The sequence below is a fragment of the Actinomadura darangshiensis genome (assembly GCF_004349235.1).
Lineage (GTDB): Bacteria > Actinomycetota > Actinomycetes > Streptosporangiales > Streptosporangiaceae > Spirillospora > Spirillospora darangshiensis.
Genome location: NZ_SMKY01000381.1, coordinates 1 through 7,272 on the forward strand (window position 1 = coordinate 1; position 7,272 = coordinate 7,272).

Here is a 7,272-nt window from a genome sequence, read left to right on the forward strand (position 1 = left end):
GTTGGTCGTTCGGTGGTTTTGGCGAAGGGGAAACACCCGGTCCCATCCCGAACCCGGAAGTTAAGCCCTTCAGCGCCGATGGTACTGCATGGGAGACCGTGTGGGAGAGTAGGACACCGCCGGACTCGAATTGGTCGAGGGTCGCCCCAATTTATGGGGCGGCCCTCGACTCATGTTGTGGTCTCGCCGAAGTAGGCTGAAGACTCCACCGAACCACCATCAAGAACAGTGACGGACGTGATGAGCGCGGAAGAGGACGGCCGCGGCGACGACAGCCGCGAGCGGCGGGGCGACAACGGCCGGCGGAACACCCCGGCCCGTCGTGGCGGCGATGCCCGCGGCGGTCCGGCGGGCGGGGCACGAAAGGGCGGTCCCCGCGGAGGCGGTCCTCGCGCTGGTGGCCCGCAGGGCGGGCGCGGCCGTCCGGGTGGCTGGAAGGATCGGGACACGCGCGGCAAGCGCGATGACCGCAAGCCCGGCCGCCCCTTCAAGCCGTCCGACGATCGACCCTCTGGTTCCCGTGAGGGGCGGTCCGATGACCGCCGTGAGGGCAGTGGCCAGCGCGGTGAGCGCAAGGAAGGCCGCTTCAATGGCCCTCGCACGGGCGGGAAGCCGGGAGAGCGGCGTTCCGGTGGCCCGCGGGGGCCGCGCACCGGCCAAGGCGGTAGTGGCGGGCCGCGCCGAGATGGGCGTCCGGGTGGTTCCCAGGGGCGTGGTGGCCAGGGTGAACGGCGGTTCGAGGGACGTCCGCAAGACCGGCCGTTCAAGGGCCGTCGTGATGATCGTGACGAGCGCCGCCCAGGAGACCGCGGGTTCGAAGGTAAGCGCGAGGGTCGTCCCGGCGGCCGATCGTTCGAAGGCAAGCGTGAAGGCCGTCCCGGTGGGCGGCCGTTCGAGAGCAAGCGTGAGGGTCGCCCTGGTGGGCGGTCGTTCGAAGGTAAGCGTGAGGGTCGCCCTGGTGGGCGGCCGTCCGAGGGCAAGCGTGAAGGTCGTCCTGGTGGGCGATCGTTCGACGACAGGCGTCAAGGTCGTCCCGGCGGGCGATCGTTCGACGACAAGCGTGAGGGTCGCCCTGGTGGGCGATCGTTCGAGGGCAAGCGTGACGGGCGCCCGGGGGACCGCGGCAAGACGTTCAAGGGGCGTGGGGGGCCTAGGCGCCCGCAGGAGGGCGGCGGACGGTCCTATGGGCCCCCTCGTGACCGCAATGACCGGCGGGACAGGTATGAGGAGCGGGAGCGGCCCGCGCCGAAGCATGACGATCCGCTGCTGCCGGACGATGTCACCGGCGAAGAGCTCGACATGGACGCGCGAGCGGAACTGCGCACCCTGCCGAAGGAGTTGGCCGCGAAGGTCGCCCGCCACCTTGTGATGGCGGGCAGGCTTGCGGAAGAGGAGCCCGAGCAGTCCTATCGGCACGCGAAGGCCGCGCGGCGGCTCGCGTCCCGTGTCGGAATCGTGCGGGAGGCCGCCGGGATCGCGGCGTACCAGGCGGGCGAATGGGCAGAGGCTCTCGCCGAGCTGCGGGCCGCGCGGCGGCTCGGTGCCGGCGACGACTCCTACCTGCCGCTGATGGCCGACTGCGAGCGCGGCCTCGGCCGTCCCGAACGGGCCCTCGACCTGGTCAAGGCTCCGGAGGCGGAGAAGCTCGACCAGATGGGACGCGTCGAGCTCCGCATCGTGGAGTCAGGCGTGCGGCGCGACCTGGGGCAGAACGACGCGGCCGTGGTCACCCTGCAGATACCCGAGCTTCGCGACCGCCGGCTGCGGCCGTGGTCGGTGCGGCTGTTCTACGCCTACGCGGACGCGCTCGTCGAGGCGGGACGTGAAGGTGAGGCGTCCGACTGGTTCGCGCGTGCCGCTGCCGCCGACCGGGACGGCGACACCGACGCCGCCGAACGCTACGCCGAACTCGACGGCCTCCACATCCTCGACACCGAGGAGGCGGAGGATGTCGAAGACGCGGACGTTGTCGAGGACGTAGAAGGCGTCGAGGACGTTGAAGACGGCGGGGACGTTGAAGACGCCGAGGGTGTCGGAGGCGCTGAGGCCGCCGTGGACGGTGTGGATGTCGAGGACGCCGCAGGCGGCGTGGTGGCCGGGGATGTCGAAGACGCCGAGGGTGTCGGAGACGGGCCCCAGGGCGGGCTGGTGGTGGAGCCTGTCGAGGGGTCGGCGACGGATATCGCGTTTCAGGCCGCCGAGCCCGAGGAGCCGGCCGCGCTGGACGAGGATGTCCCGGAGGTCCAGGCCGTCTTCCTGGAGCCGAAGCCGTCCGACGATGAGCAGGCCCCGCCAGGGGAATGACATCCGGTACTTGACTGGCGAGTAGGTTTCGCGGATAGTCCACGGAACCGCGCCGTTCGGGGGCCGCCGGATCAGTCCGGTGGTGATCGACTCCAGGAGTTGGCCATGCCCCTGAACCGACGCATGTTCCTGCGCGCCACGGCCCTCGCCGGCGGCACGACCGCCTTCTCGGGCGCCCTGTGGCAGCGGGCCTTCGCGTCCGGGCCCGCGCAGCCGGGCCCTGGCCCGTACGGCCCGCTGCAGGCCGCGGACGGCAACGGCCTGCAGTTGCCGGCGGGATTCACCGGCCGGGTCGTGGCGCGTTCGCTCCAGCGCGTCGAAGGGACGAGGCACACGTGGCATCCGGCCCCCGACGGCGGCGCGTGCTTCGCGGACGGGGACGGCTGGATCTACGTCAGCAACTCGGAGGTCCCGGTCGTCGGCGGCGTGTCGGCGGTGCGGTTCGACGCGTCCGGGAAGGTGACCTCTGCCTATCGGATCCTGAACGGCACCTCGCTGAACTGCTCAGGTGGCGCTACGACTTGGAACACGTGGTTGTCGTGCGAGGAGCACGACTTCGGCCTCGTCTACGAGACGGACCCGCGCGGGCAGAAGTCGGCCACGGCCCGCCCTGCGTTGGGCAGGTTCAAGCACGAGGCGGCGGCGTCCGACCCTGGGCGGAAGGTCGTCTACCTCACCGAGGACCAGGGGGACGGCTGCTTCTACCGTTTCCGTCCGGAAACGTGGGGCGACCTGTCATCCGGGACGCTCGAAGTGCTGGTCGGCTCCGGGACGGGCCCCGTCCAGTGGGCGAAGGTGCCGAATCCGCAGTTCTGGCTGACGCCGACCCGTGAACAGGTGTCGAACGCCATGCATTTCGACGGCGGCGAAGGCTGCTACTACACGCACGGCGTCTGCTACTTCACCACCAAGGGCGACAACCGTGTGTGGGCGTATGACGCGGCCGCCGAACGTCTGGACATCGCCTACGACGACGACCTCGTCACCAGCGGCGAAGCGCCGCTGCACGGTGTCGACGCCGTGACCGCCACCGCGTCCGGTGACCTTTATGTCGCCGAGGACGGCGACAACATGGAAATCAACCTCATCACCACCGACGGGGTCGTGACGCCGTTCCTGCGCGTCCTCGGTCACGACGAGTCGGAGATCACCGGGTGCGCGTTCAGCCCGGACGGGTCGCGCCTCTACTTCTCGTCCCAGCGCGGCAAGGACGGGTTCATCGGCGGGACTGACGGCTACACGTTCGAGGTCGCCGGCCCGTTCCGCCGCTGACAATGCGCTAGGCGTGCCTGTTCAGGGCGTGCATGATCCCGGCGACATTGCTCTCGGCGCTGTTCAGCACCTCGTACTTGGCGGCCAGCTCCGGGTCGACGTCGTCGCCCGTGATGGCGTAGCGGTCCTTGGTGCGGTCGACGACCATCGCGACGGCGTGGTCGAGGTCGAGGTCCTGGTCGTGGGCGTCCTGGACGGCGTCCACCCAGATCCGCAGCTCTTCGGCCGAGCGTTCAAGCGTGGTGTCCACCTCGGTCACGGGCCCGTAGTGCGCGAACAGCAGCTGCTGCGGGCCGAGCGACCGGAACTTGCCGAGCGATGCCAGGGCGGTGTCGAGGTCGAAGTCCGGCGGCGGTGTCGCGGGCTTCACGTCCGCCGTCTCCGGGATGTAGATGCCGGCGGCGTCGCCCACGTAGAGGTCGCCGGTCTGCGAGTCCATCAGGCCGACGTGGTGCTTGGCGTGGCCGGGGGAGTAGTGCGACTCCAGCCGCCGCCCGCCGCCGAGGTCGATCACGCCGGTGTCCTCGACCGCCCGGATCCGCGCCGGGTCGGTCGGCTTCAGCTCGCCGAACAGCGTGTCGAGGCTGTCTCCGTAGACCATCCGGGCGCTGCGCATGAGCCGGGACGGGTCCGCCAGGTGCCGCGCTCCCTTCTCATGGACGACGACCTCCGCCCGCGAGTACATCTTCGCGATGTCGCCGACGCCGCCCGCGTGGTCCAGGTGGATGTGCGTCACGACCACGCTCGCCAGCTCGCCGGGGCCGACGCCCAGCTCCCGCAGCGCGGCCTGCACCACGGGCGCCGAGCCGGACGTGCCCGGCTCCACCAGGCATGGCCGGTCGGACAGGATCAGGTATCCGGCGGTGATGCCGGTGTAGCCCGCCATCCGCGTGTCGATCTCGTAGACGTCCCCGCCGAGCGGCGTGATCGTGGTCGTGGTGTCCATCGACCGATCATGGCCTCTCGCGCGCCTCGGGGTCGAGGAGGCGCAGGACGAGGCCCGTGCGGGGCTTCGGGCCGAACGAGGTGGACTTGCGCGGGACGCGTTCGCCCTGGCCTGCCACGGCCAGCACGTCCTCGACCTTGAGCGGGTTGAGGATCACGGCGGTCCCGCCGGTGCGCCGGGCGCGGGCGATGGCGGCGGACGGATCGTCGTGCACCACCTCGATCGCGTTCTCGTTCTCTGGGACGTCCCACACACCGCGGATGAGGAGGTGGTCGAGGACGGCCGTGTCGAGGGCGCGCCAGCGCGGGGAGTGCCCGGACGGCATGGCGCGGCGCAGGGCGGCCGGGTCGGGTTCCGTGAGCAGATGCAGCGAGTCGCCGCCGAGGAGGAACGCGGGGCCGTCCGCACGGGCGAGCGCTTCGACGGCCGCGTCCTCGTCCGGGAACTCGGTCGCGCGGAACACCTTGCGCGCCTTGCCCAGGGCGTCGTCCGGGCCGAGGCCGGGGAGCACGCGGTGGATCGCGCCCAGATGCGGCGGGTAGCGCGTCGAATCGACCAGCAGGGCCAGACCGGCGTCCCATGGGCCGGGGCCGTCGCCGGCCGCGTGGTGGCGCGCCTGGAGCGCGCGGTAGGTGGCGTAGCGGTGGTGGCCGTCCGCGATCAGGGCCTGCTTGTCGCGGAGGTCGTCGGCGACCCGCGCGTGCAGGGCGGGGTCGGTGATGCGCCACAAGCGGTGCGTGAGCCCGTCGTCGGCGCCGAACTCCATGAGCGGGGCCTCGGCCGCGGTGCCGTCGACGATCCGGGCCGCGTCGCCGCCGCCCTCGTACACCAGGAAGATCGGCTCCAGGTTGGCGTTCGCCGCGGTCATCAGCGCGAGCCGGTCGCGGACCGGGCCGGGGAACACGTTCTCGTGCGGCAGCACGACCCCGTCGGCCTCCGCGCGCAGGCCGAGCCCGCCGATGAGGCCGCGCTGCAGGACCGTCCCGCCGCGGGCCGCCTCGTAGACGTAGAGGGCCGGGCCGGGGTCGGGGGCGAGCGCGCCCTCGTCCAGCCAGCGCCGCAGCCGCCGCCCCGCGGCGTCGTAGCCCTCCCCGGCCGCGCGCGGCAGGTTGAGGCGGACGATGTTGTGGCCGCCGCCCGCGAGCAGCCGCAACGCCGCCGCCTCGTCGATCAGGTCGTACGGCGGCATGGTCACCGATGCCAGGTCGCCGGCCACCTCCGGGACGAAGCGGACGCCGCGGAACGGGGACAGCTCCAGGCCGCCGCCCGTCGGCGGCTCCGCCGTCCCGAAGATCCGGGCGCTGAACTCCTCCGGGCCGAGCCCGGAGGGGAGGTCGTCGTCCACGATGGGAATGGTATTCAGCGTGGGGCGCCCGGCGCCCGGCCGGGTACGGTCGAAGTGATCGAAGTCCGAGGGGAGGTCCACATGACCAGCCAAGGGCCCGGACGGCCGAATGATTCCCCAGGGGACGCCCCCGGCGAGCATGCGGCCTCGCCGGAAGGCGGGGTCTACGAGTGGTACACGCGGGGCCTGGAGCTGCTGCGGGGCGGCAGCGCCGCGGCGGCGCTGCAGCTGCTGACCAGGGCCGCCGAGGCCGAGCCGCAGTCGCACAGCATCCGGGAGGCGCTCGCCCGCGCCCAGTTCGGCGTCCGGCGGTTCGACGCGGCGGCGGAGAACTTCCGCTGGATCGTGGAGGAGGAGCCCGCCGAGGACTACGCGCGGTTCGGGCTCGGGCTGTCCCTCAGCCGGATGGGCGACTTCGCGGGCGCCGTCGAGCAGCTGGCGCTCGCGGCGGCCATGCGTCCCGAGAACCAGGACTACGCGCGGGCGCTGCGGCACGCCAGGGCCACCCTCGCCGCCCGGCGCTGACCCGGCCATTACCGACCGGTAACACCCCCGTACGATCGCAGGCATGAGGAGCGCGATGAAAGGCAGCGACCGTCCCCTGAGCGAGGCGTACGACGTCGCCCTGCTCGACCTCGACGGGGTCGTCTACATCGGCCGCAGGCCGGTCCCCGCGGCGGCGGAGGCGCTCGCCAAGGCCCGCGCGGCGGGGCAGCGCCTCGCGTTCGTGACCAACAACGCGTCCCGGACGCCGTCGGCGGTCGCCGCGCTGCTCGGCGACGTGGGCGTCCCGGCCGATCCGGCGGACGTGGTGACCTCCGCGCAGGCCGCCGCGCGCCTGCTCGCCGAGCGGCTGCCCGCCGGGTCGGAGGTGCTCGTGGTGGGCGGCATGGGGCTGCGCCACGCCCTCTACCAGCAGGGCCTGCGCCCGGTGTCGACCGCGTCCGGCCGCCCCGCCGCCGTCGTGCAGGGCTACCACCCGGAGCTCGCCTACGGGCTGATCTCCGAGGGATCGCAGGCGGTCAGCAGGGGTGCGCTGTTCGTCGGCTCCAACGGCGACCTGACCATCCCCGGCGGCGAGGGGCCCCCGCACCCCGGGAACGGGTCCCTGCTGCGCGTGATCAGCTCGGCGACCGGCGTCGAGCCGATCATCACCGGCAAGCCCGAACGGCCCCTGCACCAGGAGTCGATCCTGCGCACCGGCGCCGAGCGGCCGCTCGTGGTCGGCGACCGGCTCGACACCGACATCGAGGGCGCCCACAACGGCGGCGCAGACAGCCTCCTGGTCTTCACCGGCGTCACCGACCCCATGCAGGCCCTCACCGCCCCGCCCGACCGGCGCCCCACCTACCTGGCCCCCGACCTGACCGGACTGCTCGCCCCGCACCCGGAGACGGTCCGGGAC

The 7,272-nt window shown here is 72.5% G+C and carries 6 protein-coding genes and 1 rRNA gene; 5 read left to right on the forward strand and 2 right to left on the reverse strand.

The genetic code is table 11. From position 1 onward, the window contains the following. Positions 1–8: 8 nt before the first annotated feature. The 3 genes from rrf to E1293_RS42155 all read left to right on the forward strand — a co-directional run bounded on the left by rrf (position 9) and on the right by E1293_RS42155 (position 3,576). Positions 9–125, forward strand: a 5S ribosomal RNA gene (rrf, locus tag E1293_RS42145). 1,174 nt (positions 126–1,299) lie between these two features. Then, the gene (locus E1293_RS42150; RefSeq protein ID WP_132204964.1) at positions 1,300–2,304 is read left to right on the forward strand and encodes a hypothetical protein; all 1,005 of its coding nucleotides are present in this window, start codon (positions 1,300–1,302) and stop codon (positions 2,302–2,304) included. Positions 2,305–2,409: 105 nt separating this feature from the next. Beyond that, positions 2,410–3,576 carry an alkaline phosphatase PhoX gene (locus tag E1293_RS42155; protein ID WP_132204966.1) on the forward strand — a complete coding sequence of 389 codons (1,167 nt, stop codon included), beginning with the start codon at positions 2,410–2,412 and terminating at the stop codon, positions 3,574–3,576. A gap of 7 nt (positions 3,577–3,583) precedes the next feature. Here E1293_RS42155 and E1293_RS42160 read toward each other — a convergent pair whose 3' ends face one another. After that, on the reverse strand, positions 3,584–4,522 hold the full coding sequence (locus E1293_RS42160) for an MBL fold metallo-hydrolase (protein ID WP_132204968.1): 939 nt from the start codon (positions 4,520–4,522) through the stop codon (positions 3,584–3,586). A gap of 7 nt (positions 4,523–4,529) precedes the next feature. Next, positions 4,530–5,876, reverse strand: coding sequence for a DUF1015 family protein (locus E1293_RS42165; RefSeq protein ID WP_132204972.1), 1,347 nt, complete (start codon positions 5,874–5,876; stop codon positions 4,530–4,532). Positions 5,877–5,948: 72 nt separating this feature from the next. Between E1293_RS42165 and E1293_RS42170 the strand changes: the two genes are divergently transcribed. Then, complete coding sequence (locus E1293_RS42170) at positions 5,949–6,392, forward strand: tetratricopeptide repeat protein (RefSeq protein ID WP_132204970.1); 444 nt, start codon at positions 5,949–5,951, stop codon at positions 6,390–6,392. Positions 6,393–6,447: 55 nt separating this feature from the next. Beyond that, a partial coding sequence (locus E1293_RS42175; RefSeq protein ID WP_132204974.1) for an HAD-IIA family hydrolase occupies positions 6,448–7,272 on the forward strand: 825 nt, incomplete at its 3' end.

What these genes read in the sequence shown, in the direction of transcription:
- E1293_RS42150 (WP_132204964.1), top strand. Translation starts at nt 1,300, where the DNA reads ATGGACGCGCGAGCGGAACTGCGCACCCTGCCGAAGGAGTTGGCCGCG.
- E1293_RS42155 (WP_132204966.1), top strand. Translation starts at nt 2,410, where the DNA reads ATGCCCCTGAACCGACGCATGTTCCTGCGCGCCACGGCCCTCGCCGGC.
- E1293_RS42160 (WP_132204968.1), bottom strand. Translation starts at nt 4,522, where the DNA reads ATGGACACCACGACCACGATCACGCCGCTCGGCGGGGACGTCTACGAG.
- E1293_RS42170 (WP_132204970.1), top strand. Translation starts at nt 5,949, where the DNA reads ATGACCAGCCAAGGGCCCGGACGGCCGAATGATTCCCCAGGGGACGCC.